The sequence below is a fragment of the Paraburkholderia polaris genome, assembly GCF_012927345.1.
Lineage (GTDB): Bacteria > Pseudomonadota > Gammaproteobacteria > Burkholderiales > Burkholderiaceae > Paraburkholderia > Paraburkholderia polaris.
In genome coordinates this window covers 1-1,003 of the sequence record NZ_JABBGJ010000159.1, presented here as the reverse complement: position 1 = coordinate 1,003, position 1,003 = coordinate 1, and the positions used below count along the sequence as shown (strand labels likewise).

2 tRNA genes and 2 rRNA genes are annotated in these 1,003 nt (G+C 52.7%); all 4 read left to right on the top strand.

The annotated features are described in order from the left end of the window. Positions 1–242: ribosomal RNA gene (locus HHL24_RS43540) — 16S ribosomal RNA — on the top strand; the annotation flags it as partial. A gap of 65 nt (positions 243–307) precedes the next feature. Beyond that, positions 308–384 (top strand) — tRNA-Ile (locus HHL24_RS43535). A 75-nt stretch (positions 385–459) separates the two neighbouring features. Next, a tRNA-Ala gene (locus HHL24_RS43530) sits at positions 460–535 on the top strand. A 326-nt stretch (positions 536–861) separates the two neighbouring features. Further along, positions 862–1,003 (top strand): 23S ribosomal RNA (locus tag HHL24_RS43525); the annotation flags it as partial.

Sequence of the window (1,003 nt, the reverse complement as noted above, 5' to 3'; positions counted from 1 at the left end):
TCCGGATCGCACTCTGCAACTCGAGTGCGTGAAGCTGGAATCGCTAGTAATCGCGGATCAGCATGCCGCGGTGAATACGTTCCCGGGTCTTGTACACACCGCCCGTCACACCATGGGAGTGGGTTTTACCAGAAGTGGCTAGTCTAACCGCAAGGAGGACGGTCACCACGGTAGGATTCATGACTGGGGTGAAGTCGTAACAAGGTAGCCGTATCGGAAGGTGCGGCTGGATCACCTCCTTTCTCGAGCTAAACGTGTCAATGCGTTGAGCGCTCACGCTTATCGGCTGTGAAAAAGACAGACTCAGGGGTCTGTAGCTCAGTTGGTTAGAGCACCGTCTTGATAAGGCGGGGGTCGATGGTTCGAATCCATCCAGACCCACCACTGTTTCTGCGGTGGCTGCGCTAATGACTGAAACCCCTGGGGCATCAATGCGGATAGCAATATCTGTGTGTGACTGGGGGATTAGCTCAGCTGGGAGAGCACCTGCTTTGCAAGCAGGGGGTCGTCGGTTCGATCCCGTCATCCTCCACCAATCTTCAATGCGCAGCGTTCTGCAAGGGTAGTAGATGCAGAGTGTTTTGCATTGGCGATTGAGCCAGTCAGAGTGATACGCGGTTATAGCAACTGCGATATCGGCTGTCGTTCTTTAACAATCAGGAAGAAGTAGTAAAGAGATTCACGAAAGCATACTTAGAGATGGGTGTGCGAGTAGGTGAATCAGGGTTGTGATTGTATCAATGTATGAAAAGGTAATCGAAAGATTGCCTTGGAATACGGCGCAACACGAATACTCAACCTGTAGCGATGTGAGGAGCGTTGCATTCCCAGTGGATGCGACACGAGACACACCCGTTATAGGGTCAAGCGAACAAGTGCATGTGGTGGATGCCTTGGCGATCACAGGCGATGAAGGACGCGGTAGCCTGCGAAAAGCGACGGGGAGCTGGCAAACGAGCTTTGATCCGTCGATGTCCGAATGGGGAAACCCACCTCTTTTGAG